The organism is Paraburkholderia sp. UCT2, assembly GCF_014397665.1.
Classification (GTDB): domain Bacteria; phylum Pseudomonadota; class Gammaproteobacteria; order Burkholderiales; family Burkholderiaceae; genus Paraburkholderia; species Paraburkholderia tuberum.
Map to the genome: position 1 here is coordinate 87,878 of NZ_VZQO01000024.1, position 24,870 is coordinate 112,747.

The 24,870-nt window shown below is 64.7% G+C and carries 20 protein-coding genes; 4 read left to right on the plus strand and 16 right to left on the minus strand.

Annotated elements, in window-relative coordinates; translation table 11 throughout:
* Positions 1-11: 11 nt before the first annotated feature.
* Complete coding sequence (locus F6X39_RS20740) at positions 12-2,213, minus strand: hypothetical protein (protein WP_187617930.1); 2,202 nt, start codon at positions 2,211-2,213, stop codon at positions 12-14.
* A 33-nt stretch (positions 2,214-2,246) separates the two neighbouring features.
* On the opposite strand from F6X39_RS20740, the gene F6X39_RS20745 reads away from it, so the two are divergent.
* The 4 genes from F6X39_RS20745 to gmd all read left to right on the plus strand — a co-directional run bounded on the left by F6X39_RS20745 (position 2,247) and on the right by gmd (position 5,699).
* Positions 2,247-2,513, plus strand: a complete 267-nt coding sequence (locus F6X39_RS20745; RefSeq protein WP_187617931.1) for a hypothetical protein — start codon at positions 2,247-2,249, stop codon at positions 2,511-2,513.
* Between the two features lie 257 nt (positions 2,514-2,770).
* Positions 2,771-3,853, plus strand: coding sequence for an acyltransferase family protein (locus F6X39_RS20750; protein ID WP_187617932.1), 1,083 nt, complete (start codon positions 2,771-2,773; stop codon positions 3,851-3,853).
* Positions 3,850-4,599 (plus strand): SGNH/GDSL hydrolase family protein, encoded by a 750-nt coding sequence (locus F6X39_RS20755; protein WP_187617933.1) that lies wholly within the window; start codon positions 3,850-3,852, stop codon positions 4,597-4,599. Before F6X39_RS20750 ends, F6X39_RS20755 begins: the two co-directional genes overlap by 4 nt.
* A 56-nt stretch (positions 4,600-4,655) precedes the next feature.
* Positions 4,656-5,699, plus strand: coding sequence for a GDP-mannose 4,6-dehydratase (gene gmd, locus F6X39_RS20760; RefSeq protein ID WP_090804840.1), 1,044 nt, complete (start codon positions 4,656-4,658; stop codon positions 5,697-5,699).
* Between the two features lie 42 nt (positions 5,700-5,741).
* On the opposite strand, the gene F6X39_RS20765 is transcribed toward gmd, so the two are convergent.
* The 15 genes from F6X39_RS20765 to F6X39_RS20835 form a co-directional block, all read right to left on the minus strand.
* Positions 5,742-6,107: a response regulator gene (locus F6X39_RS20765; RefSeq protein WP_018418019.1), complete on the minus strand. Its 366-nt coding sequence runs from the start codon at positions 6,105-6,107 to the stop codon at positions 5,742-5,744.
* Positions 6,108-6,138: 31 nt separating this feature from the next.
* The gene (locus F6X39_RS20770) at positions 6,139-7,119 is read right to left on the minus strand and encodes a chemotaxis protein CheX (RefSeq protein ID WP_187617934.1); all 981 of its coding nucleotides are present in this window, start codon (positions 7,117-7,119) and stop codon (positions 6,139-6,141) included.
* Positions 7,120-7,152: 33 nt separating this feature from the next.
* Positions 7,153-7,692 carry a hypothetical protein gene (locus F6X39_RS20775; RefSeq protein WP_090804836.1) on the minus strand — a complete coding sequence of 180 codons (540 nt, stop codon included), beginning with the start codon at positions 7,690-7,692 and terminating at the stop codon, positions 7,153-7,155.
* Entirely contained in the window at positions 7,689-8,420 is a 732-nt protein-coding gene (locus F6X39_RS20780) for a methyl-accepting chemotaxis protein (RefSeq protein WP_187617935.1), read from the minus strand. Before F6X39_RS20780 ends, F6X39_RS20775 begins: the two co-directional genes overlap by 4 nt.
* A 40-nt stretch (positions 8,421-8,460) precedes the next feature.
* Complete coding sequence (locus F6X39_RS20785; protein WP_187617936.1) at positions 8,461-10,839, minus strand: ATP-binding protein; 2,379 nt, start codon at positions 10,837-10,839, stop codon at positions 8,461-8,463.
* Between the two features lie 330 nt (positions 10,840-11,169).
* Entirely contained in the window at positions 11,170-12,336 is a 1,167-nt protein-coding gene (locus F6X39_RS20790) for a glycosyltransferase family 4 protein (protein ID WP_018418024.1), read from the minus strand.
* Between the two features lie 70 nt (positions 12,337-12,406).
* The gene (locus F6X39_RS20795; protein WP_184033600.1) at positions 12,407-13,636 is read right to left on the minus strand and encodes a glycosyltransferase family 4 protein; all 1,230 of its coding nucleotides are present in this window, start codon (positions 13,634-13,636) and stop codon (positions 12,407-12,409) included.
* Entirely contained in the window at positions 13,633-15,135 is a 1,503-nt protein-coding gene (locus F6X39_RS20800; RefSeq protein WP_187617937.1) for a glucose-6-phosphate isomerase, read from the minus strand. Before F6X39_RS20800 ends, F6X39_RS20795 begins: the two co-directional genes overlap by 4 nt.
* 3 nt (positions 15,136-15,138) lie before the next feature.
* Positions 15,139-16,299 (minus strand): glycosyltransferase family 4 protein, encoded by a 1,161-nt coding sequence (locus F6X39_RS20805; protein ID WP_187617938.1) that lies wholly within the window; start codon positions 16,297-16,299, stop codon positions 15,139-15,141.
* Positions 16,296-17,237 carry a glycosyltransferase family 2 protein gene (locus F6X39_RS20810; protein WP_187610089.1) on the minus strand — a complete coding sequence of 314 codons (942 nt, stop codon included), beginning with the start codon at positions 17,235-17,237 and terminating at the stop codon, positions 16,296-16,298. Before F6X39_RS20810 ends, F6X39_RS20805 begins: the two co-directional genes overlap by 4 nt.
* Before the next feature lie 56 nt (positions 17,238-17,293).
* A complete protein-coding gene (locus tag F6X39_RS20815) occupies positions 17,294-19,492 on the minus strand; it encodes a polysaccharide biosynthesis tyrosine autokinase (RefSeq protein ID WP_187617941.1) in 2,199 nt (732 codons plus the stop codon).
* A 136-nt stretch (positions 19,493-19,628) separates the two neighbouring features.
* Positions 19,629-20,834 carry a polysaccharide biosynthesis/export family protein gene (locus F6X39_RS20820; RefSeq protein ID WP_187617939.1) on the minus strand — a complete coding sequence of 402 codons (1,206 nt, stop codon included), beginning with the start codon at positions 20,832-20,834 and terminating at the stop codon, positions 19,629-19,631.
* Entirely contained in the window at positions 20,828-21,283 is a 456-nt protein-coding gene (locus tag F6X39_RS20825) for an exopolysaccharide biosynthesis protein (RefSeq protein WP_090804816.1), read from the minus strand. Before F6X39_RS20825 ends, F6X39_RS20820 begins: the two co-directional genes overlap by 7 nt.
* A gap of 33 nt (positions 21,284-21,316) precedes the next feature.
* The gene (locus tag F6X39_RS20830) at positions 21,317-22,762 is read right to left on the minus strand and encodes a UDP-glucose dehydrogenase family protein (RefSeq protein ID WP_184063491.1); all 1,446 of its coding nucleotides are present in this window, start codon (positions 22,760-22,762) and stop codon (positions 21,317-21,319) included.
* 80 nt (positions 22,763-22,842) lie between these two features.
* Positions 22,843-24,240, minus strand: a complete 1,398-nt coding sequence (locus tag F6X39_RS20835) for an undecaprenyl-phosphate glucose phosphotransferase (RefSeq protein WP_184033583.1) — start codon at positions 24,238-24,240, stop codon at positions 22,843-22,845.
* Positions 24,241-24,870 lie beyond the last annotated feature (630 nt).

The window sequence follows — 24,870 nt, forward strand, 5'->3', positions numbered from 1 at the left end:
GCCAACGCACCTCAAGGCTTCCAGCGATACATCAGCACCTTGCCGCGCGCGTCTTCCTCGACGAACACGAGGTACTCGCCATCGCCGCGCTTCGTCGCGCTGATACCGTTCGGCACGTCGACCCAACCCGACGCGCGGCCCACTTCGGGGCCCGGCCGGATCACGCCGAGTTCCTTGCCGCTGTCCTTGTCCCACACGTGCACCGCGCCGACCGGCTCGACGCCGAACACGTATTGCCCCTCGACCGTGACGCCGATGATCGTCGCGATGGGCTTGCTCTGCGTCTGCCACGGCAGCGTGATCGCGTAGCGCTGCACCGGCTTGCCGCTCGACCACTTGTCATAGCGCACCAGCACGCGCCCCACTTCCTTCCAGAAGCCCTGCGCGGTCGGCATATCGGCCGTATAGCCGCTCACGTACATCGTGTCGGTGTCCGATTCATAGATCGCGCGATGCAGTTCGCTGAACGGTGCCGGCACCGGGTACTGCGTCAGGTTCGAGTACGAGTAGACCGGGTTGCCCTTCGCATCGAGTCCGCCGAAACGGAAGCGATAGATGCCCTTCGTATCCCGGGTACGCCAGATGTCGCCGGCCATATCGACCCACCAGCCCCAGCCTCCGGCGAGCTTCGTGCCGCTCGTGTTCAGCGCGTATTCGTCGCGATCGAAGCGCCCGTCGCCATTCGTGTCGCGCCAGATCCAGTCACCGCCTGGCGGTGCATTCGGCACCTTCGCGACCGCGCGCTCGCGACCTGCGATAAATCCCGAGGGAATCGCGGTCTCGCCGTCATGCTGCGGATCGAAGCGATAGATCTTCAGATGATCCGCATACATGTCGGTCAGATAGAGGAACGTGTGCCCCTTCAACCGCCGCGCGATCGGCAGACCCGGATACTGGTCGGTATGGAACACCGGATCGTCCGGGTACTTGAACCGATTCGACAGGAACCCCGCGTATTTCCAGTCCTGTCCAGACGGCTTCGACAAATCGAGTTCGAAGCGCTTGTTGCCGGTATAGACGCTGTCGGGCCGGGCCGGATCGATCCACGCGCCGTCGACGAACAGCAGCCCCTCGACCTGCCAGTTGCGCTTGCCGTTCGGCGCATAACTTTCGAGCGTCGCGCCGAGGCCCGCGCCGATCGGCTCGTAACGCGGACCGATGCCATTGGTCGACACGTACACGTTGCCGCGCGCATCGACACCCACGCCGGTCAACCCGTTGAATCGCAACGGTCCGGGCTTGCCCGCGACGCCGCTGAAAATGCCGCCGCGCTCGCCGAGCGTGCCCGACTCCGTGTAGCGGCCGTCGCGCTTCGTGAAGAACAGCACCTGCTGGCGCGGCCCGTTATCGGCGATCAGGAGGCGGCCTTGCGCATCGACGGCGAGGCCGACCGCGACCGTATCGGCCGGCAGCGTGATGGGCTCGTCGATGCGCTGACCGGTCGCCGTGTAATGCTCGATACCCGGCGCGCGATCGCCGCGCGTGCCGCTGAGCACCCATAGCGTGCCGTCGGGCGCGAGCGCGATACGTCCAGGCTCGTGCACGTTCCACGTCGCTTTCTGCTGCATCGATTCGGCATCGTAGACTTCGATGCGATTGCGCGCGGTATTGGCCGCGAACAGCGTCGTGTCGTTCGCGGCGAGCCCGCCGATCTCGGCGTTCGTGCCGGTCGGCACTTCGTTCATCATCAGAAAGCCGGCCGCGAGCTGCGCGTGCGGGTCCGCGTTTTTAGCCGCGGGCTGAAACGGTGCCACGCGCTTCGGCTCGTCGATCAGGCGCCGCGAGATACCAAACCATTGCTTGCCTTTGTCCGGCCACACGCCCGGCTCGACCAGATGCCCCTTCTCATTGCCGACCGCGATCGCAACGAACGCATATTTGCGGTTGACCGCGATCGCATTGCCGCCGGCGTTGCCCCAGCCATGCGTGCCGCCCGCGAAGCCGAACATCTTGCCGTCCTGATAGACGCTCGCTTCGGCGCCGCTTTCGTCCCACGGCGCGTTCGTATAGACCTTGCCGTCGGGCGTGACCGCGATCGCGGTGATATTGATCTGCGTCCATGTGCCATCGCCAAAGCCGAAGCTGTTGCCGATCCATGAGGTCTTCGCGTTCAAAGCGGTTTCGGCGCGAGCCGGCAGACTGGCCGATGCGGCGACGACACCGGCAGCGCAGGCCGTCAGGGCGAACCAGCTTTTGAACGTGATACGGCGCAAGGCGGAACCTCCAGTCGATGTCCGGTCAACGCGATGCACGCGGACCCGCGCCCGCTCGGGGCGAAATTCAGTGATGTGGCAAAGCGAAACGAAGCGCAGCCGATTGAAGCGCGGCGCCTGAAGGCAGCCGTCCGCACGGCTAAGTTACGCGGAAAAAATGCGGTGACGAAAATCGAAAATAATTCAAAAATATTCGTCCGCTTATACGTCGCAAAAGAAACGATTTTAAAAATCGATAAAAGCGCAAGGCTCGCCGTCAGTCGCCTCTGTCGCGACGATCCCCCGTTCCTACCGATGTGATATCACGCAATCCGCATTTATTACGGATTGCCGATGCTCACCACATAAACATATAAATCTTTCGAGAATGGCCAAAGAAATACCCTGTTTCAATCTGATTCAATTAGCCCATTCCAACGGGTTTTTTCTCGAGTTTCTTTTCCCTAGAATCGATTGCACTTCAGTTGCGACGCGAAGCGCGCGGCTGTTCGCTGGCAATCCGTGGCGAACCGCGCGGCCCTTCGCCCGGCTCATCCGCTTTACACCATGGACGGTTCATGACAGCCAGCGCATTGCCCCTCGCGCCCTCCCATTCCCGCATCGTGCAGCTCGACGGTCTGCGCGCGATCGCCGTGCTCGCGGTGTTCGCGCAGCACGCGTTGAAAGCGCCGCTATGGATGGGCGTCGATCTGTTCTTCGTTTTGAGCGGCTTTCTGATCAGCGGCATCCTGCTCGATCGCAAGTCGCGCCAGCAGTCGTATTTCAGCTATTTCTATGCGCGGCGCGCGCGCCGCATCCTGCCGCCGTACCTGCTGCTAATGGCCGTGTCGTCGCTGCTGTTCGGCCTCGCGTGGGCGCAGCACTGGTACTGGTACGCGTTCTTCGCGACCAATATCGGCGATGCGCTCAATCAAAGCGGTCATGACAGCCTCAACGTGCTGTGGTCGCTCGCGGTCGAGGAGCAGTTTTATATCTTCTGGCCGTTCGTGATCCTGCTCGTGCCCGAGCGTCTGCTTGGGCTGGTGGCGGCCGCGCTGATCGTTCTGGTGCCGCTGCTGCGCGCGCTCGCGACGCCGTGGTTCGATTCGTTCTGGCCGATCTACTACCTGACGCCGTTCCGCATGGATCTGCTCGCGGCCGGCGCGCTGCTCGCGGTTGCCGTGCGGCGCGATCGCAATGCGCTCGAACCGTTCAAGGGACTCGCGGTGCTCGGCGCTCTGGCCGCGCTCGCGGTGCTGGCATGGCTGCATCTGCACTACCCGCGTTTTCGCGCAGCGAATACCCCGTTGTCGAATGCCGGGCTGTATAGCGTGTCGCTGGTGCTGTGCACATCGATCGTCGTGATCGCGCTGCAGAGCAAGGGCATCGTGAAGCGGCTGTTGTGCAATCGCGTGCTCGTTTATATCGGCACCATCAGCTACACGATCTATCTGATCCACCTGAGCGTGCTGTACATGGTGTGGCCGCTGCATCTGAATCGCTATCTGAGCGCCGCGATCGCGCTCGCTATCACGCTCGTGTACGCGAGCATCACGTGGTTCGCATTCGAGAAGCGCCTGATTTTCGGCGCGCGCGGGTCGGGAGCGACGACCCGCGCCGGCGCCAACGTTGCACGGCAAGCACCGCAAGGCCGCGCATGAACCGCCTGGCCGTTGTTGCTGCCCACGTGCTGGGTGTCGTGTCGGCGCTGCTGCTGATCGCGCCGGCAACGCGCGCGGCCGTGGCCGGGCCGGCGGTGTCATCGCCGACGCAACTGCTGATCGACGCTTACGGCGACTCGACCACGCTCGGCATCACCTGCAGCGATGGCCACTGCGGCCCGCAAGCCCGCAACGCCGTCACGTATCTGCAGCAAGCGTTGCAGGCGCATGACGGCGAGCGCGTGCGCGTCACGAACTACGGCGTCGGCGGCACGATGGCCTGGCAGTTGCGCGACGGCACCGGCAATCGTCGCGCGGGGCCGACGGCGGGACTGCCGTGGCGCGAACGTCTCGCCGCCTCGCCCGCGCGGATCGTGTTGATCAACTACGGCATCAACGAAGTGATGCACAACCAGACGCCCGAGCAGTTTTACGCGGCCGAGACGTCGCTCGTGCAAACCGCGCGAGCGCTCGGCAAGGAGCCTGTTTTGCAGACCTCGAACCCGATGCCCGATGACCGGCTCAATGCACGGCTCGCCGCGATGATAGCGATGACGCGACGCGTGGCCGCCGAACAGCAGGTGCCGCTCGTCGATCAATACGCGTATGTGAGCAGCCTGCCCGACTGGAAGTCGCTGATGTCGGACGGCGCGCATCCAAAGCCGGAGTTGTACCGGCTGAAGGCCGAACAGGATTATCGGGTCGTCGAACCGTTGGTGCGGCGGCTGCTGGACAACGCGCATTGAGTCAGGCCTTTACGCGCGTTCCGTTCTCTTTTCACTCACAAACTAGAAGGCAAGCTATGAGCCAACCACGCAAAGCGATCATCACCGGCGTATCCGGACAGGACGGCGCCTATCTGACCCGGCTGCTGCTCGACAAGGGCTATCACGTGACCGGCACCTACCGGCGCACGAGTTCGGTCAACTTCTGGCGCATGCGTGAGCTTGGCGTGCTCGATCATCCGAATCTGCGTCTCGTCGAACACGACCTCACCGACCTCGGCTCGACGCTGCGCCTGCTCGACGGCACGCAGGCCGACGAGCTGTACAACCTCGCCGCGCAGAGCTTCGTCGGCGTGTCGTTCGACCAGCCGGTGACCACCGCCGAAGTGACCGGCGTCGGCGCGCTGAATCTGCTCGAAGGCCTGCGTATCCTGAGCCCGAAGACACGCTTCTACCAGGCGTCGACCTCCGAGATGTTCGGCCTCGTGCAGGCGGTGCCGCAACGCGAAAGCACGCCGTTCTATCCGCGCAGCCCGTATGGCGTCGCGAAGCTGTTCGCGCACTGGTCGACGATCAACTATCGCGAGTCGTACGACCTGTTCGCGAGCAGCGGCATTCTGTTCAATCACGAATCGCCGCTACGTGGCCGCGAATTCGTCACGCGCAAGATCTCGGACACGGTCGCGAAGATCAAGCTCGGCAAGCAGGACGTGCTCGAACTCGGCAACCTGAGCGCGCAGCGCGACTGGGGCTTCGCACTCGAATACGTCGAGGGCATGTGGCGCATGCTGCAGGCCGACGCGCCCGACACCTTCGTGCTCGCGACCGGCCGCACCGAAACGGTTCGCGATTTCGTGCGCATGGCGTTCACGGCGGCCGGCTATCAGCTGGAATGGTCGGGCAAGGACGAGCGCGAGACCGGCATCGACGTCGCGACCGGCAAGACGCTCGTGCGCGTCAATCCGAAGTTCTATCGTCCGGCCGAAGTGGACCTGCTGATCGGCTGCGCGGACAAGGCGCGCGACACGCTCGGCTGGCAACCGCAAACCTCGCTCGAACAGCTGTGCCAGATGATGGTGCAGGCGGACATCGCGCGCAACGAGCACCACGAGACGTTCTAACACGGCATCCATGTGCGGCGGCGCTCGCCGCACACTGCCCCGTCAACCCGCCAGTTTCCGGAACGTCTCCAGCACCGCATCGCCCTTGAACGGCTTGACGATCCAGCCCTTCACGCCGGCGGCCTTGCCGCGCTCCTTCATCGCGGGGCTGCTTTCGGTCGTCAGCATGATCACATTGACGGTCTTGTTCGCGAGTTCGCCGCGGATTTTTTCGACCATCGTCAGGCCGTCCATATTCGGCATGTTCACGTCGCTGACGATCAGGCGGATATTCGAATCCGTTTTCAGCTTCGCAAGGCCATCCTTGCCGTCGATGGCCGTCGCGACGTCGAGACCGTTTTTCGCCAGAAAACCCGCCACTTCATCGCGTACCGTGCTCGAATCGTCCACCACCAGAATCTTTGCCATAACCATTCCCTTGCGTCACCGACGCGTCGTATCAAAACAGATCGAGTTCGCCGGACTCGACGAGATCGTCGACATCCACCGCGTTTTCAGAAAAATCCTCGGGTGACCAGCTCAGGTTGAAAACGAAGCGCTGGTCGATCGACACCGACTGTCCGCTCGCGGCGTCGCTCAATCGATATTGAAACCGCAACTGCGGATTGTCCGAGCCGAACGAGATGTAGCGATGCTTGTGATTGACCAGCAGTGGCACCTGCACCTGACTTGCTTCGCGAGCATTCTGCTGACCGAGGAAGCGGTTTTTGAACGCTCCCCAGATCAGATTGGTCAATTCGCCGAGCACGTCGTTCAGATCGCGAAAGCCCGGTTGCCCCGCGCCCATGCCGGGGTCGCGTGCCGCGCGATCGCGATCGATCATGCCGAGCAGCGGCTCCTCTTCGGCCTGCATCAACATATAGCCGCGACACCAGCTGCCTTCGAGCGGAATCAGGCTGAAGACCTCGCCGAAGATGATTCGATCGCGCACGATACTGGGCGTGTCGCGTTGCACCGTGACGCCGTCGAACAACGTGGCGAGCCGCGCTTGCGTGATCTCCGCGATACCGCGCACGAGCGCGTTCGGGAAGTCGAGGCTGAAGATGTATCGATCGACGGCTTCACGCAGCGCCGTCAGATCGGCGGCATTGAAATGCGCGCATGCCGCGTTCGTCAACGGCTTCGGAAGCCGTTCGAGCGGCGCGTTGCCGCTCGAACGCAGGATCACCGGCAGTTCGGGGCGCAAGGCATTGATGCGCGCAGCGGTCGTCGCCGCCTGCTCGACCGAGCCCCCGTAGCTATCCGCCAGCAGAACGCCGCCGAGATCGATATTGGTGGCCAGTACCGAGCCGAGGCGGTTGCTGTCGCGCACCTTCAGTGCGATCAGGTTGTGTTCGTCGAAAAAGAGCTTCAGCGCTTGCGCGTGTGCCGGACAGTCGTCGAGCACGAGCAGCTTGCTGACGGGCTTGCTGGTATTCATCGTGTTTCAGTCTGCGAATGCAGTGTTGAGGGGCTAGAAAAGTTCGAGCTCGCCTTCGGCCTCGTCGGCCGTGGCGAGTTCAGCCTTGAAATCGAGGGGCGCCTGCGCGCATAGACATAACGTGACACCCAGCCGGGCCGCACCGCCGATCGTCAGCTCGTACGCCCACACGTGATCGGGCCGCAACTCGTCCAGATACTCGACACAGGCGCTGTTCAATTCATACGGCGTCGACATGCCAAGATCGGGGAAATGATTGACCAGTTGCTGGTTCATGTAGCCGCAGCACAGGTTGCCGAGTTCCATCAGCGTTTCCGACAGCGAACGCGTCGTGTCGCCGCTGGCGTAGTAGGCGTGCGTCGCGTCGTCCTTGCCGAAATGCAGCACGAACAGCAGACGAAAGCCGATCGACGAGATCGTCAACGCCATCGCGCAAGGTCCGGCCGGATGATCGCGATCCCACCTCGGCACCGCCGTGATCTCACACGAATCGCCCGGCGTCGCGGGCAATCTCGCGCGGGCCGCGTGACAGAAGATGTCCGCGATGCTTTGCTTCGCCTGATCGGTAATCACGCTGCGGCCTGCTCGAGCCGGGATTGGAACTGGGTCGCCAGCACTTCGACGCCGCCGAGCGACGCCGTGATCATCTTGCCGCCGGCCTGGATGTCCTGGAACGTCGCCGCCGTCGTCAGGTCGTTGCGATGCAGGCTCTCGCGATAGCTCTTCGACAACTCCTGCGAGCGCGACGCCAGCGAGCGCACTTCGCCCGCGACGATCGAAAAGCCGCGACCCGCGGTGCCGGCGCGCGCCGCTTCGATCGACGCATTCAGCGAAACGATCAGCACGTGCTGCACGATCGACGACAGCTCCTGGTTCTTCTTGTGCATGTCGCGGTTCTGCGACATCAGCGAAATCATCTGCTCGTGCCAACGCTCGAACGTGATGGTCAGCGTCTTCAGACGGCCCGCCTCGTGCGCGATCCGCGTCGCATGCTGCAGCCATTCGTCGCTTCGCGAACTCGCGGCGTCGAGCGACGCCTGCAACGCTTCGCGATCGTGCGCGCACTGTTCGGCTTGCGCGCGCAGATCGGCGAGCATCGACTCCAGTGCGGCGCGCTCGCTGTTGGCCTGCTCGCCGAGCCGGACCGCCGCGTCGAGTTGCTGCTCGAGGGCCTGCCGCGCGAGCGCGTCGACACGCTGCGCCTGCGCACCCGCGCGAAGCTTCCGACGATAAAAAATTCCCGTCGCGAGTGCGCAGAGGATACCGCCAACGCCTGCGGCCAAAAGATAACTTTCAAGCACAACCTGCTCCCATCGCTTCGTTCAATCCATCAGGCCGTCATCAGCCTGCTAACGCATCCGCGTCACGCTCGCGCGCTGCATCGGCGGACGCGTCGAGACTGTCCACCGCCCAGTCCTCGGGGAACGACACGACGGTCTGAAAGCGGCGATAGTCCGCGCCGCGCCGATCGTCGGTGAAACGCAATTCGATGCGCCCATGCTCGCGCCGCACGAAATCGCGCACGGCATCCATGCCGACGCCGCGGCCCGAAATCTCGCTGACGGTCTGCGCGGTCGAGAAGCCGGAACGGAAAATCATCTCGGCAATCGCTTCGTCGCTGAGCGCGGCATCGGCGTCGATCCAGCCGCGTTCGATCGCGGCCCCACGGATTTTCGCGAGCGCGAGACCGCGGCCGTCGTCGCTGATGGTGATCTGCAGCGCGTGATGGTCGACGCCCACTTCCAGTTCGATGACGCCGGCCGGGTCCTTGCCGTTCGCGACACGCTCGGCGGCAGGCTCGATGCCGTGGTCGACCGAGTTGCGCAGCAGGTGCGTGAACACATTGCGCAGCGTATGGCTGACCTCGCTGCGCACGCGGTAGCCGTTGTTGTCGATGCTGACGACGGGCGCCTCCTTGCCGAGTTCGGCCGCCAGAGACGGCAGCGAGTCGAGCACGCCCGCGAGCGCTTCGTAGATCGATTCGGTGCCCAACAGACGCAGTTCGCGCTGCAACGATGCGCGCATCGACACGAGCGCGTCCCGGTCGGCCGGATCGGCGCTTTCGAGCAGATCCAGCTGCTTCTGGATCGACTCGCGATCGACCATCAGGTAGCGATCCACCGCGCCGCTCTGGCCCGGCCCCTTGCGGCCGAGGCTCACTTCGTTGATCGTCGCGTAGGTTTCGAGCGCGGCCTTCACGCGCTGCAGATCCTCGATCAGAAGCTGCTGGTCCCACGCTTCGCTGCTGTCAGCGCGGCGCAATGCGTCGTAGCGCTGTTCGGTTTCGTGGACGATGCCGGTCAGATGCTGAAGGCTGTACGTGCGCGCATTGCCCTTGACGGTGTGCATGTTGCGGAACAGCTCGGCGACGGCTTCGTGACTCGGCTCGTGATGCTGACGGATGATCCGTTCGTTCTCGCTGATGAAGCCCGTCGCGCTTTCGACGAAGTGATGGAACTTCTCCTGACTCACCGCGAGAATCTCGCCGATCATTTCCAGCCGGCGCTTCTGTTCGCCGGCCTCGGCGGCGAGCGCGCGCAGTTCGGTCACGTCGCGCACGCACAGCATCAAACGCAGCACGACGTCGTGTTCGTCGGTGATCGCCGACCAGCTCAGATCGAGCGTCTTCACGCGACCATCGGCCATCGGCCTGGCGATCTCGTTGACGAGCAGGTGCTGATTGAACTCGAAGTTCATGCTGTCTTCACCGATGCATGCCTGCAGCGCCGCTTCGATCTGTGAGAGCGCATCGCTGTTGATCCCGGTGCCGCCGAACACGAGATCGAGCAACGGACGGCCCGCAATCTCGCGCGTCTCGAAGATGGCCTCGAGATACGCGGAGTACTCCGGATGCACGACCACGCCTTCGACCACCGTCAGAATCCCCTGCTGCATGTTTTGCAGCATCGCCTGGATATCGGCGGTCTTCTGCTTCAGTTGCAGCGAGCTTTGCTGGATCTTCTCGATCATGCCGTTGAACGCGACGATCGAATGACCGATCTCGTCCATGCGTCCGACCGGCACGCGGCGCGTGAAGTCCTGGCTCGCCGCGATCTCGCTCATCTCCACCTGCATGCGGCTCAGCGGCCGGGTGATCTGGCGATACAGCAGCGCGCTGATCAGCAACAGCACGACGATGGCCGCGCCGGTCGCGGCGCCGATCGCCGTCGTCGTGGTGGCGAGCGCGCTGTTCAGTTCGTCGATCGCGGCATCTTTCTGGCGGTTCTTTTCGATCCGCAGCGTCTCGACGATGCCTTCGAGTTCATCGCGGTATTGCGCGACGTTCGCGAACAGATAGGCCTGCGCCAGTTCGTTCTTGCCGTCGGCCTTCATCTTCGCGGTGTCGTTGACCGCGTTGAAATAATTCGCGAGGCTGTCGCGCGCCTGGCTCACGAGCCCGGTTTGGGCCTGACCTTGCGCGGCCTTCGCCTGCACGTCGAGCGCCGCCTGCAACGACGCTTCCTTGCTCTTCAGCAGGTCTTGAGCCTGCGAGATCATGTTCGCGTCCGGCGCATAGACGAGCGTCATCATCGCGAGCTGCACGTCCTTGACCTGCGATACGAGGTCTGCCGACGCGAGCGCGCTCGGCACGACGCCCTGGGTGACCTGCCTGACGTTGGCGGCGCTGTTGCGGGTCTGAAGCACGGCGTATCCGCCAATGGCGGATAGCGCGACAAGCATCAGAATGACGAGAAGCGTGATGCGGTGGCGGATGGTCATCTGAGAATCCCCGAGATCTGAAAATACAAGGTCCCCGCTTTCTGGCGGGACGCCCGTGTGTTTTTGTACTTTCGGGCGCGGGGATTATCGTCGCGGATGTGTGACGTAAACGTGACGAAGTCGACGCCGGGCGCCACGTTTCAGGGATTTGAAAAATAAGGTCGGAAAATCGCGGCCAAGGGCTGATCCGGGCTCAAGTTCAACAGAAAAGTGCCGTTATTGGTGGCCTATTTTTTTTGCCGGTCTTGCGGCGACATGAACGCGAGGCCCGAACGCAGCGATCCGAGCCTCGCCCCTTTTTTCATTCGATTGAACCGCCGCCGCTGCGCGTCAATGCAGCACGTTCCCCGCAATCGCTTCGGCATACACCGCCGCGACCCGCTTCGCGATCACCGCGTTATCGAAGCGTTCGCGCGCATAGCGGCGGCATGCATCCGCATCGGGCAACTTCAGCGTACCGTTCAGCGCGCCGGCGAGACCCGCGGCGATCGCAGCTGCGCCGGTCTCCGGCAACACCAGATCGGGCGACAATCCCGCCACCGCCTCGGGCAATCCGCCGACCGGCGTCACCAGCACCGGCGTGCCCGACGCAAGCGATTCGACCGTGATGAGCCCGAAGCCTTCCAGCGCGACGGTCGGCACGACGCTGAGATTGGCCGCGCGATACAGCGCCGCCAGATGCTGATCGGGCACGAAGCCGAGCAGCTTCACGTTGTGTTCGAGCCCCGCGTCGGCGATGCGCGCCTCTAGCTCACCTTCGAGCCGACCCTTGCCCGCGATCAGCAGCAGCACGTCGGGCGCGCTGCGTTTGAGCAGCTTCACCGCATCGATCAGATCTTCGAGACCCATGCGCCGCACCAGCCGTCGCACCGCCAGCACGATCGGTCGGTCCTGCGGCAATTGCAGACGCAGACGCGCCTCGGCCTGCGTGATCGGCAGATTGAACTGCTCGACATCGACGCAGCCCGGCACCACGCGCACGCGCTCCGGCGAGATGCCGTAGCGCGTCGTGAGAATCTTGCCGAACGCGTCGGACAGGACGATCAACCGCGACGAACGCGCGTATACCGACTGCTCCAGATAACGCTTCGCGCGCTGGCCGAACGAATCGGCGCCTTCGACGTGGCTCTCGTCGGCCCACGGTCCCTGAAAATGCGACACCTGCGGAATGCCGCGCGTCACGTCGAGCCCCGGAAACGTATAGAGCGCGAAGTGCGACGAAATCACATCGGGCCGCGACGTGCGGATTTCGTGGCGTAGCGCGCGGCGGGCCGCCATTAGCCGCAGCGGCAGCGATTGCGCGGCGGGGCCGAAGCCGTTGATCGCGCCACCGGTATCGGCCGCGACTTTCGGCGAGCCGGCGACGACGCCGCGCACCGCGACGCCCGCGCCCGGCAGCGCGCCGACCAGCGAGTAGTACATGCGGTCGAGGCCGCCCGCGCGTTCGGGAAACCAGTGCATCCCGATCTGCAGTGATTTGATTGAGCCAGTCGTCATGATGGTGTGCCCCTGTGTGTTGCTTGCGGTGAGTTGCTATGTGTAGACGTGGATGGCGCGCTTCGCGCGGTCATTCCACGCTCTTCTGTCCGGCGAGATGGTTCAGCGTCAGCGCATCGTTCTGCGCGACGACCGTCGCTTCCGTCTGGCTGCGCCGGCGGTTTTCCTGCTGCCCGGCCAGCTGCCGGTACAGCGCGATGTATTGCGCGGCCATGCGCGCCCAGCCGAAGCCGGTCGCGAGTTCGCTCGCGGCTTTGCCCATCGCGTGGCGCGCGCTGTCGTCGCCGGCGAGTTGCGCGACCGCGCGAGCGAGCGCTTGCGGGTCGTCGGGATCGTCCAGCACGATGCCGCACTCGGGCGTGATGATCTCGGCGCCGCCGGCCGTGCGCGCGGTCACGACGGGCAGCCCCGCCGCCATCGCTTCGAGCAGCGACAGACTCATCGCTTCGTAGCGTGACGGGAACACGAACGCGTCGACCGAATGCATCAGCACCGGCATCTCCTTCACGAGCCCGAGAAAATGCACGCGATGCGCGATGCCGAGCGCCTTCGCCTCGTCCGGATACGGGCTGCCCGGCAGAAAGCCGGCCACCGCGATCTGCACATGCTCGGGCAGATGCTTCAACGCGGCGAGCACGGTGCCGAGATTCTTGCGCGGCGTGCGCAGGTCGCCGACGAACAGCAGCAGGAACACATCGTCTGGTAGCTGGAACTTTGCGCGATCGCCGCTCGCTGCCGCGAAGCCCTGTGTGTCGACGCCGTTGTAGATGACGTCCACGCGGTTGCGCGGCGTGAGACCGATCGCGCGGATTTCGTCGGCGACCTTCTGCGACACCGCGGTGATCACCTTCGAGCGCCGGTACGCCCAGCGCTCGAGCAACGCGTTGCAGCGCGTATAGACCGACTGGTACGCGGACCACACACCCTTCGTGAGACCGAACGGGTAGTACTTGCTCGCGAACCAGCCGCTATGCACGAAATGCGAGGTATTGACGTCGGCGCGCATCCAGGTGATGAAGCCGTTCACGTGCAGCACGTCGTAGTCGCGGCGATGCGCGCGCAGCCACAGTGCGCTCTTCGCCGCGAACACCTGCTGGCGCAGCAGATTGGTGGGCCACCAGCGGCCGATCTTCACCGGCGCCCAGCGCACGTTGGGATGCGCGAGCAGCTCGGGCGCCACGTGCGACGCGACCAGCGTCACGCGGATGTTCTCGTCGAGCGCCGCGCGCGCGATCTCGTGGTTGACGCGCCCCTGGCCGTCGTTATGGCGCACTACGTGCGTGACAATGGCGACTCTCAATCCGTGCCTCCGTGGAGAAATAGCGTGCGTGCGCGGTTCATTTTTTCGTGGTGAACCGCGGAAAGAATCGAAAAAGCGCCCATGAAAAGCAGCAGGCCGCCGGTGCCGACCAGCGAGTTCGTGAACACGAGCATCGCGAAGGTCGCAAGACACAGGCTCAGGCACGCGGAGACGAACTTGTCGTCGCGCAGCCTGAACGAGCCGAGCACCGCGCGCGTCAGCAGCCACACGATGCCGGACATGTACAGCAAGGTGCCGGGCCAGCCGAGCACGAACGGAATGTTCATCACGCCGCTGTCGAAGTTGCCGTACTGGCCGAGCTGGCCGCCGTCGTTGGACAGTTTCGTCGAGGTGCCGGTCGCGCCCATGCCCTCGCCCGAGACGTCGGTAAACGCGGTCTTCGCGAAGGTCGCGTAGAACTCGTTACGCGCCGCGTAGCTCTGGTCGTCGTGCAGATTGACGATCGTGTTTAGCCGCGCCTGCATCCGCTCGGCCACCGGGCCGACCGCCAGCAGCGGCACGCACAAGCCGGCGAGCAGTACCGCGCTCGCGACGATGCGCACGCGCACCTTGTTGTTCGACTTCACGAGCTGGATCAAGAGCGCGATGACCCAGCCTCCCCACGTCGAGCGCACGAGGCTCAGCGCGAACGAGAAGAAGCCGAGCGCGGCGGCGATCCAGCGCACGCGATGCTGCGCGGCCATCACGAACACCATCGCGCCCATCATCGCGAACGCGAACGGGCCCGACGAGTTCATCGTGCTGAACACGCGTACGCCCATCGGCACCGGGTCGCCCTGCGAGTTCATCTGCGAGCCGAGCATCCACAGCGCGTCCCACGGCGGCATGATGAAAAACTGGATCAGGCCGTAGCCGCCCATCACCAGCATCCCCCAGATGAACGTGTTGATGATCGTGTCGCGATACTGCGGATACTGGCGCGTGTGCGCCATGATGTGAAAGCCGATCAGGATCGGGTAGAGCCAATTCGCGAGGTCGTAGGTGGCCGCGAGCGGGCCGCTCGACATCACGCCGATCAGGAACGCGTAGATCAAGCCGAGCAGGATCAGCAGCACCGGCAAGCCTCGGCGCTGCGCGAGCAGCCGGTAGTAGCGCAGCAGCGACAGCCCGCTGATCATCGTGACGGCGAGCGGCGCGACCTGGATCAGGCTCGTCGGCGTGAACGCGCCCTTCGACCAGTCGGCGAGACGCCGCACTTCGGGGCTCAGGAACCACAGCCACCACATGAAGCCGATGTAGCGCGCCGGGCTCTTGAAGTAGAGCCACAGACCCGTGAGGATCGCCAGCACCGGGAACGCCAGCGTGAGCACCGTGCCCTGATGCGCGAGGATCAGCACCGCGGCGATCAGCCACAGCAGGAGCGGCGGCAGCCATTCTCGCGGGCCGCCTGACAGCAGCCCGCTCGCGGCGTGTTTTGCAGGGCCGGCGTTGGCCGCGCCTAGCGGCGGCAACGGGTTCGCGCGCGGAATCGTCGACATCGCTTATAGGCCTCCGCGCGATTCGCGCCCGGGTGCGGCGGGCTGCGCGTGCGTGGCCGCGCCGGCATGCGCGCTCGCCTGGCCGCGCGCGCTCAGCATCTCGCGCGTGATCCGCACGTGCTGCATCGCGTAGTGCTGGGTGGTCAGATCGCGCGCGAGCAGACCGGCCGCGGCTGCCTGCGCCTGGCGCAGCGCCTCGTCAGGCTCGGCGGCGAGCCGGTCGAGCGCATCGCGCAGTGCCTGCGGCTTGAACGGCGGCACGTAGGCGGCTTCGTCGGCGGGGAAATAGTCGCGCAGCGCGCCGACGTCGGTCGCGACCATCGGCTTGCCGAGCGCCGCCGCTTCGAGCATCACCGTGATACCCGAGGCGTGCGAGTTCGGCCGCAGCGGCACGACGATCACGTCGGCCCAGTCGTACAGCTCGTGCTGCTTTTTGATGCCGGAAAACAGCGCGATCTCGACATTCGACGCGCGCAGCGACGCGGGAATGCGCCGCCGCGTCGCGAGCTTCACCGTGTAGCGCGGATCGTTGCCGACCGCCTTGATCAGCGTCTCCCAGTCGCGGTCGCGATCGTTGCCGATCGCCGCGATGCGCAGCGGCGTGCGCGGCGTCCAGTGCGTCGGCGGGGTGACCGGGAAGTCGCGCGTGTTCAGGCCGTACAGCAGCGGCGTCGCGTCGCGGTGGAAATAGCGTTGGCACAACCCGGCGTTTTCGCTAGCGAGTGTGGTCAAGCGATCCGCGCGCGTCAACAGCTTGCGATACAACCAGCTGCGCACGATGCCGTACGACGGCCACTTGTCGAGCAGCCACACGCTTTGCGCGAGCAGCAGCGGCGACGCGCCCGGCCCCGCCTTGCGCCCGCACAGCAGCAGCATCAGCGCGGCGGACAGCCACTCCTGCTCGGTATGCGTCCAGATCACGTCCGAGCGCAGCATCTCCGCGCGATTGCGCCACGTATGGATGAAATCGAAGCCGAGCGCGGCCTTCAGCGCGCGCCGTACGAGCCGCACGGGCCGGCTTTCGCGCGCGTCTTGCGAATAAGTCAGCGCGAATGCTTCGGACTGCGCATGGTGATAACCGTACAGGCAGCCGATATCGTCGCCCTTGCGATAAAAACGCGGATCGGCGCCGTAAAAGAGATGAACGTGAACCTTCGTGCTCATGCGGACACTCCGCTCTTCGACAGCGCGCGCCGCGCCTCATGGGCGCCTGCGCGAACCTCGCGCCAGCGCGACAGCTTCAACTGCGCCTGCTTCGACAGCAGCGCGAGCGCCGCATGCGTGAGGCCCGGATAAAGCCGTGTGCCCACCAGCGTCCACCACCACCACGCGGCTTCGCGGCGCAGCGGCGGCAACTGGTCGCGCAGGATCAGATGGAAGTTGAACGCGGCGTTGCGCAGCGCGGCCATCGTCTGCGCGTCGCGTTTGTCGTCGTCGAAACGCTCGGCCGGGAAATGATCGACCGCGATCTGCGGGTCGTACACGAGCTTCCAGCCCGCGTTTTTCACCGCGAGGCTGAACGCCATGTCGTTGTGCACCTGCGCGCCCGCGCCGCGCAGACGCGCGTCGAAGCGGATCGTGCGCACCGCTTCGCGCCGGTAGCTCATGTTGGCGCCCTTCAGGATGTCGACCTCGCGCGCCGCACCGACACCCAGATGATGATTGCCGATGATCTTGCCGTGCGCGGTCACCTTGCCGACCAGCGGCCGCTCGCCGTCGAGCACGCGGCCTTTTTCGTGCACCCAGTCGCGCCCGCCCAGCGCGCCGAGGCGCGCATCGGCTTCGAACGCGGCCGCGATGCGCTCGACCCAGTCGCGGCGCGGCGCGGCGTCGTCGTCGGTGATCGCGATCACGTCGCCGCTCGCGGCGTCGAGCCCGCGATTCAGGGCCGCGACCTGGCCCGGTATGTCCACCGGCGCGATCACGAGCGGCAGGCGGCCGCCCGTGGACGGATCGCGCAGGCACGCATGCGTCGCGTCGTCGTCGACGCGCGCGACCACGATGACTTCGTCGGGCGCGCGCGATTGCCGCTCGAGCGCCGCGAGGCAGCGCGCCAGATCGGCCGGGCGGCGATAAGTCGGTACCAGTACCGTCAATTTCATCGTGATGTCCTCTGTTCCTGTCGTGCAGAAGTCGGTGCTCGAGTGCGGAGCCCGCCTCACGTGCTCAGGTATGCCTGAGTCGCCGCGTAGCCGCGGTCGTAGCCGACCCGCGAGCGCGCCGGCATGCCGTTGAAGATGCCGCCCTGCACGTGGACGCCCGCCGAGCGCAGGCGTTTCAGCGCATCGGCCAGCTCGAGCTCGCTGTGCATGCCCGAGCGCATCACGAAGAACGTCGAGCCCGCATACGCGCCGATGATCGACGCATCGGTCACCGCGAGCACCGGCGGCGTGTCGATCAGGATCACGTCGTAGCGTTTCGCGAGGCCGTCGAGGTACTGCGGCAGTCGCGGCGACATCAGCAGCTCGGACGGATTCGGCGGACGGCGGCCGCACGAGATGAAGCTCAGGCCCTCGATGCTCGAACCGCGAATCGCTTCCTCCAGCGAGATCTGGCCGCTCAGCAGCTCGGACAGGCCGTTTTCCTGCAAGCCGCCCACGTAACGTTCGAGCGTGCCGCGCCGCATGTCGCCGTCGATCATTAACACGCGCTTGCCCGAATGGGCGAGCAGCATCGCCAGGTTCACGCTGAGGAAGCTCTTGCCGACGCCGGCCATCGGCCCCGTCAGCATCACGATGCGGTTGCGCGCGTCCATCAGCGTGAACTGCATCGCGGTGCGCAGGCTGCGCAGACTTTCGATCGTCACGTCCTTCGGCCGCGCGTTCGCAAGCACCGGACGCAGCCGTTCGCCGCCCCGCGCATAGCTGTTTTCGAGCTGCACCTGCTCGGCGCTTTGCGGCACGAGGCCGAACACCGGCAGACGGAACGCGCGCTCGACGTGATCGGGGTCGTCGATGCCCTTGAACAGATTGCGGCGCAGGAACACGAAACCGGTGCCCGCGATCAGCCCGAGAATCACGGCCGCCGAGATGATCAGCATCTTCTTCGGCTTGACCGGCGCGCCGGGGCGCAGCGCGGCGTCGACGATATGGACGTTGCCGCCGGTGCCCGCCTTCTGCACCGACAGCTCCTGCACACGATTGAGCAGCAGCACGTAAATGTCTTCGGCCACCTTCGCGTCGCGCTGCAACTGCACGGCCTTCACTTCGGTGGCCGGCAGATCGCGGAAGCGGTCCGCGTATTTGGTGCGCTGCGCCTCCAGCTCGGCCATCTGCTGACGCGCCGCGACGAGCGTCGGATGGTCGTCGCCGTAGCGCTCGGCGAGCTGCGTCATCTGCAGACGCAACGCGGCGATCTGCTGCTCGTATTGCACGCTGCCTTCGAGGTAGACCTTCGCCTCGTCGCTCGCGTTGATCGAGCCGGACTGACGTTGATAAGCGGTCAGCGCGGCCTCCGCGCGTTCGAGATCGGCCTTCAGGCGCGGCTCCTCGCTCTTCAGGAAGTCGAGCATCCTGCTTGCGTCGGCCTGCTTGGTCGACACGTGCTCGCGCAGATACGACTGCGCGAGCGCATTGGCGACGAGCGCCGCATGCTCGGGACTCTTGTCCTCCAGCGAGATCTGGATCACGCCGGTCTGCTTGCCCTGCTCCTGCACCGTGATCGCCGACTGGAACGCGGTGATCGCATCGAGATCGTTCGAGCGCACGATGGTGAACTCCTGCCCGGGGCGCGCGATCAGCGTGTTGACGACCATCGTCACGCCCCCGCCCTGCGCCTGCTGCCCGACCTGGCCGCGCAGCAGCAGCGAGCCGTTCGGCGCGAACAGTTCATAGTGCTGCGCGTCGATCACGCGCAGCAGCAGCTTCTCGCCTTCGAGCGACGGCGTCACGTCGATCGAATCGACGTCGACTTTTTCTCCGCCCCATGCGTAGGACGTGAGCCCCAGCCACGCGCGCGCGGGCTGGCCCGGCGTCGCGAGGCGCGCGGCGATGCTGCCGAGCAGCGGGATCGTCTTCGGCGTAACGCTGAAGTTCAGCTTCAGCTGCTGCACGACCGGCGCGACCACACCACGGCTCTTGATGATTTCGATCTCGGCGTCGGTCGGCAGCGACGTCGAGCCGCTGGTGATCGCGGCGCCGGTCTGCGTTTGCGTGAGCGCCTGCGACATGCTGTCGGACTGCTCGACGCGCACGTGCGCATCGGCCGAATAAGTCGGCTTGGCGAGGTAGCAGTACGCGACCGCCATCGCGACGATGATCCCGGTGATCGCGAGCAGCCACCAGATGTCGTCGAGGATCACCTGCACCAGTTGTCCGAGGACGACGTCTTCTTCTTCGGTCTTGATCGGACCAGCCATCTGTGGAGAGAGTTGATTGCTCACTGTTCCATCCCGTGTCGTTGGCTTCGGCTTTCGCGTCAGCGGTACTTCTGCTTTCGTTGCACGTCCCGCACCGCCCGGACAACAGCGGCGCGGGACGTTACAGGCCAACCGTTCAGCGCGTCAGCTGCTTCAGATAGAACAGCGTCTGCACGCTCGGCAGCACCTGCTGCAACACACGGTTGAACGTGGTCGACGCGGCGGTGCCCACGTACACGACGTCGAGCGGCTGCAACTGGAACTGCGAGGACAGCATGATCGAGTCCGGCTGCGTCATGTCGAGGCGGAACACCTCGGGCGTGGTCGGATGCTCGCGCATGCCGCGCATCACATAGATCTGGCGCGGATTGGCGTCGGTGTTGAGGATGCCGCCCCCTTGCGTGAGCGCGTCGGCGATCGTCATGCGGCCGCGCGCGATCGGCACCTGGATCGGCGTCTTCACTTCGCCCAGCACGAAGATGCGGCTGTCGGTGCGGTCCGGCACGTTGACCACGTCGCCGTTCTGCAGCATCACGTCCTGGGTGGTATCGCCCTGATCGAGCATGCGATCGGCATTGAGCACATAGAGCTTGTGGTTGCGCGTGAGTCGCACGCGCTGGATGTCGGCGTCCGGGTTCGTGCCGCCCGAGCGCGTGATCGCGTCGACCAGCTTCAGCGGCACGTCGCTGACCGCGAGCGGTCCCGGCTGCTTCACTTCGCCCGTGACCTGCACCTTCTGGCCGCGATACGACAGCACGCGCACGTCGACCTGCGGATTGCGGATATAAGGCACGAGGCGGGCGGCGAGCTGAGCGCGCAGCTCGGTCGTGGTCTTGCCCGCGGCCTGGATGCGGCCGACGAACGGGAAAAAGATCGTGCCGTCGGCGGCGATGGTCTGGCCGTACGGATCGGCCTGGCCCGGCAGCGCGGCCGTATACGGCTGCTGCAACGCACCCGCGATCGTCTGCGTGGTATTGCCGCCCGAGGACAAGGTACTGCCCTGCGGCGTGGTCAGCTCGGGGTGATCCCACACGGTGATGCCGAGAATGTCCTGCGGCGCGAGGTGGTACACGTACAGCGACGGATCGGACAGCGCCGCTGGCGGCAACGGCTGGGTTTTCGCGGCGGCGGCTTGCGCCTGCGCCATGATCAGGTTCGCGTCGATCAGATGGACCGGATAGGTTTCGCTCGGCGCCTGATCGTTGTCCTTGAGCCGCGACGTGTCGAGGTAATTGCCCGGTGCGGTCGCGCAGGCCGACAAAAAGGACGTCAGCAGAAGTGAGGCGGCGAGCTTCGTGCGCAAGCTCGCGAATGAATTTTCGATGCGGGGTTTCTTCAGCATATTTTCTTCAGCCATCCCATGACCAGATGTTCGATGAGCACGAGACTCTCCCTATATTCGTCTTCCGCGCCGCCGTGCGGATCGGCGACGTCCGAATCGGCTTCCCACTTGCCGAGCGGATAGACCTTGCCGCGCGCGGACGGATCGAGCGCTTCGACCTCGCTCACCTGCGCGCGCTCGGTCACCAGCACGAGATCGGCCGCGCGCACGAGCGAGCGCTCGAGGCGCCGCGCGTGGTGAACGCCGGCCGCGACGCCGCGCTCTTCGAGCAGGCGCCGCATCACCGGGTCCATGCCGTGGCCGTTCACCGCACGAATGCCCGCCGAATGAAACGCGATAGGTGCGGCCCCCGAGCGCGGCGCGCGCGCCTGGCTCGCCTTGAACAGCATCTCGGCGGCGGGCGAGCGGCACACGTTGGCGTGGCACACGATCAGAACGTTGTCGAACATGGCGGACTCTCTCGCGCGGCGATCGCGGCGGCTTCAGCGGCCGGAGGCTGCCGTCGCGGCGAGGTCCGCCGCCTGCATCGAACCTTTCGCGCCGACACGCGCCGGCGCGTTGCGCAACGCATGCCGCCGGCCGATCGCGTGATACTCGATGCCGAGTTCGAGCAGCACGTCCGGCTCGTACAGATTGCGGCCATCGAAGATCAGCGGCGTCTTCAGGATGCGCTTCAGCGCATCGAAATCTGGACTCTTGAAGACCTTCCATTCGGTCAGGATCACGAGCGCATCGACGCCGCTCGCCGCTTCCATCTCTTCACTCACGAACGAAAGTCGCGCATGCTGCTGCGGCACGTCCTTCAGATCGAGCGCGAGCACGCGCTTCGCTTCGTCGATCGAGACCGGGTCGTAGGCCTTCACGCGCGCGCCGCGGCCCAGCAGCCCGGCGATCAGCTCGCGGCTCGGCGCCGCGCGCATGTCGTCGGTATTCGGCTTGAATGCGAGACCCCAGACGCCGAACGTGCGGTCCGACAGATCCTCGCCGAGACGCGCGACGATCTTCTGCGCGAGGATCTGCTTCTGTGCATCGTTGACCGCTTCCACCGCTTCGAGAATGCGCAGGTTCGCGTTGTGGTCGGCCGCGGTGCGGATCAGCGCCTGCACGTCCTTCGGAAAACAGGAGCCGCCATAGCCGCAACCCGCGTAGAGGAAGTCATAGCCGATGCGCGGATCGGAACCGATGCCGCGGCGCACCGCCTCGATATCCGCGCCGACGCGATCGGCCAGATTCGCGAGCTCGTTCATGTACGAGATGCGCGTCGCGAGCATTGCGTTGGCCGCGTACTTGGTGAATTCGGCCGAACGCACGTCCATATACAGCGTGCGCTCGCGATTGCGGTTGAACGGCGCATACAGGCGCTTCATCAGTTCGCGCGCCTTTTCGCCGGGCACGTCCTCGTCGCAGCCGAGCACGATGCGATCGGGCCGCGTGAAGTCTTCGACGGCCGCGCCCTCCTTCAGGAACTCCGGGTTCGACACGACCGAGAACATCTGCTCGACGCCGCGCGCGGCCAGCTCGGCGGCCACCACTTCGCGCACGCGCGATGCGGTGCCGACCGGCACCGTCGATTTGTCGACGATCACCTTGAAGCCGGTCATATGGCGGCCGATGTTGCGCGCGGCCGCGAGCACGTATTGCAGATCGGCGGAACCGTCCTCGTCGGCCGGCGTGCCGACCGCGATGAACTGGATGTCGCCGTGCGCGACCGCGGCCTCGACGTCGGTGGAGAACGTCAGGCGCTTCGCGCGGCGATTGCGCGCGATGATCTCCTGCAGCCCCGGCTCGTGGATCGGCACGCCGCCGTTGTTGAGCACGTCGATCTTGCGCGCGTCGACGTCGAGACAGAACACGTCGTGGCCGATGTCGGCCAGACACGCGCCGGTCACGAGGCCGACATAGCCGCTACCGATGATCGTCAGGTTCATGGATTGCACCTCGGTAAAAAAGTTGATTCAGGAATGCGCTCGCGCGATGCGTGGCATCGGCGCGGCCCGGCACCCCGCGTTCAATAGGCGTTGCTGCCCGCGAAGCCCTTCCACAGCGTCAGCACGACGATCTTGATGTCGAGCCAGAAGGTCCAGTGCTGCATGTAGTACAGATCGAGCTTTACGCGGCCCATCATCTTTTCGATGCGATCGGTTTCGCCGCGATAACCGTTGATCTGCGCCCAGCCGGTAATGCCCGGCTTGATCCGGTAGCGGTGCATGTAGCCCTTCACCAGATCCTTGTAGATGTCGTCGTGCTCGAGCGCATGCGGACGCGGACCGACCACCGACATCTCGCCGCGCAGCACGTTGATGAACTGCGGCAGCTCGTCGAGGCTGGTGCGGCGCAGGAACGCGCCGACTGCGGTAATGCGCGGATCGCGCCGCGTCGCCTGGGTGATCTTGCCGGCCGCTTCCGTGTGGACCTTCATCGAGCGGAACTTGAAGATCTCGAACTCGCGGCCGTCGATCCCCTTGCGCCGCTGGCGGAAAAACACCGGTCCAGGCGAGCTGAGCTTCACCATCAGCGCGATCGCGAGCATCAGCGGCGCGAGTGCGGTCAGCGCGCCCAGCGCGAACACACTGTCGAACACGCGCTTGGGCAGCACGCGCAGATCGGTGATCGGCGAGGCGGCCAGATTGATCGCGGGCACGCCGAGCAGCTCGACCATCGGCTGATTGAACAGCGTCAGGCTGCCGACGTCGGGGATGAAACGGATGTTCACGAAGTCGTTGCGCAGATCCATCACGAAGCGATGGATCGCCTTCTCCTTCGAGATCGGCAGCGCGAGCCACAACTCGCGGATCGCGCGCTGCCTTACCAGTTCGATCATGCGCTGATAGTCGCGCTCGACCGGCACGCCCGCGACCGCGTGCGCCGCGTCCGGGTCTTCGTAGGGATTGATCGTGCCGTCCTCGTCGAACACGACGACGGGCTTGAAGCCCGCTTCGGGACGGCCGCGCATCTGTTCGATCAGGAAGCGGCCGTACGGCGCGCCGCCGACGATCGCGACCGCGCGCTGATTGAAGCCCTCGCGGCGCAGCCCGCGCAGGATCGAATAGACGATCACCTTCGTGACGACCAGCAGCACGATCGACGCTAGCGCCCAGTAAACGAGCCACAGCCGCGACAGGCTGTCGGCGCGGTGCACGCTGAAGCTGATCAGCACGCCGGTCACTTCGACCATCAGCCAGCCGCCCGTGACGCGCGACAGCAGATCGTAGAGCGGCTTGCCGCGCCACGACTGATAGATGCCGAGCGGCGGGAAGAACACCACCACGAGCAGGCAGCCGAACGCAAGCGACACGCTTTGCATATCGTCGAGCCATACCACTCTGCCGCTGTGCACGCCCGCCGCCAGCACCGCGGCGAGCGCGACCATGGCGATGTCGATGATTCTCGCTAGAACGCTCAGCATGCGCCGCCCCTCTGTTCGTCAGTCAAGTGCGATCCGTCGCTTGGTTGAAATGGCTGTTGCATGCGGGTTTCATCGTTGGGCTTTTTTATTTCCGATCTGCCTGGCGGCGCGACTGGACTGAATCAGCCTGAATGACCAGACCGCAAAATCCGATTGCGAATGAGTGAATACCCTTGTTCATACCTCAATAAAGCGGTATTAAAATTCCCACGACAAGACCACAAAAAATCTCAAATTGTATCGGTCAAAATTTCGGCATTTTTTATGCATTTTGTGCGGCAATTGTTGCCGCAATGCGGCCCGACAGAAGGTTCCGGGCAGCCCATTCGAGCGCTTTCACATGGAAGCTTTCGCTTTGCCAACAGTCCTGGCGCGAAGCTCGGGCCCCACTCGTGCTGTCATTCTTGCGCATCATTAAGCGAAAAAAATGCTTGCTGATTTTTTCAGGTAATTTTTATTTATAAATAAATCGACGAGACATTTTTTGGTGAATTTCGAATGAATGCGACGCGCCTTTTATCGGAATTGTATTTAACGCGCTTTTATTGATTCGCGACTTCGTGATAAAACTCGACGCATTCATCCAGCCTCGAGGAGAGTTCACCATGACAGCTCCGGCCCCGGTCACGC